The sequence below is a fragment of the Sphingopyxis sp. Geo48 genome (assembly GCF_949769155.1).
GTDB lineage: Bacteria > Pseudomonadota > Alphaproteobacteria > Sphingomonadales > Sphingomonadaceae > Sphingopyxis.
In genome coordinates, this window is the sequence record NZ_CATKPA010000020.1 from 1 (window position 1) to 1,201 (window position 1,201).

Consider the following 1,201-nt stretch of genomic DNA (forward strand, 5'->3'; position numbering starts at 1 on the left):
GGGTCACGCAGCTGATTTGACCATGGGCCGGGAGTGTTGCTGCTCGAACTGCGCAGGGCTGACATAGCCGAGCGCGGAATGTAATCTGCGTTGATTATAGATGTCGTCGATGAACCTGGGAAGCTGGCCGGCGACATCATCGAAGGTTTCGAACGCCATGGGGTAAACCGCCTCGACCTTGAGCGTCTTCATGAAGCTTTCCGCCTTGGCATTGTCATAGGGGTTGCCCCGCCGGCTCATCGAGCCGACCATCCCATGATCGGCGAGCATCGCTCGATAGATGCGGGATGCGTATTGGCTCCCGCGGTCAGAATGATGCACGCATCCTGATCGCGGGCGCCGTCGTTCGATCGCCACTTTCAGCGCCGCCACGGCGAGCCGGGCGTCAATCGACCTCCCGATGGCATAGCCGACCACGCGGCGCGACCAGGCGTCGAGGATGATCGCGACATAAGCAAAACCACCGATGATGGCGACATAGGTCAGGTCCGCCACCCAGAGCTGATCGGGGCCATCGAGGATCATGTCCTTCGAGTGATCCGGAAAGACTGGCAGGTCATGGTCGCTGTCGGTGGTTGCGGTATAGCGCCTGCGGCGGCGCGGTTGCAGGCCATGCTCGCGCATCAATCGCTTGATCCGCTTGTGGTTGGCGATCACGCCCTGATGGCGAAGCGCGGCCTGCACGCGGCGCCAGCCATAGGCTTCGAACTCATCGCAGATCGCCGCGATAGCAGTCAGGAGTTCAGCATCGCCGATCCGCTCGGTCGGCACGTGGTAGAATGTCGATCTTGCGATGCCCATCAGCCGACATCCTCGCGCGATCGACATCCCGCCGGGCCGGTGATCACGGATGTACTGGCGCTTCTCGGCCGCGGTGCGTCGCGAAGAGCCCCCTTTAAAAACTCCAGTTCCAGCGCCTGTTTGCCGACAAGGCGTTCGAGTGCGGCAATCCGGGCCTCATATTCCTGGATCAGATCTGCCGCTCGCGCATCTTCATCAAGGGCGCCGGCCTCGTACTTCTCCACCCAGATGCGGATCAACTGCCGGGAAATATCGTGCCGCTTGGCAAGGGCGTGAAGCGTCTCGCCGCTCAGAAACTCCTGCGCGACCTGACGCTTGAACTCGACGCTATGGGATCGGTGTCTTGCCATGGGCTCTTCTCCAAAAGCCCGGCTACACGGTCAATCCAACTATGCTTCCT

2 protein-coding genes are annotated in these 1,201 nt (G+C 61.2%); both read right to left on the minus strand.

The genetic code is table 11. The annotated features are described in order from the left end of the window. Positions 1–3: 3 nt before the first annotated feature. Positions 4–828, minus strand: a complete 825-nt coding sequence (locus QOL79_RS19520; RefSeq protein WP_137868132.1) for an IS3 family transposase — start codon at positions 826–828, stop codon at positions 4–6. Then, complete coding sequence (locus QOL79_RS19525) at positions 801–1,151, minus strand: transposase (RefSeq protein WP_058457711.1); 351 nt, start codon at positions 1,149–1,151, stop codon at positions 801–803. The genes QOL79_RS19520 and QOL79_RS19525 overlap by 28 nt, the downstream gene beginning before the upstream one ends. Between the last annotated feature and the right edge of the window lie 50 nt (positions 1,152–1,201).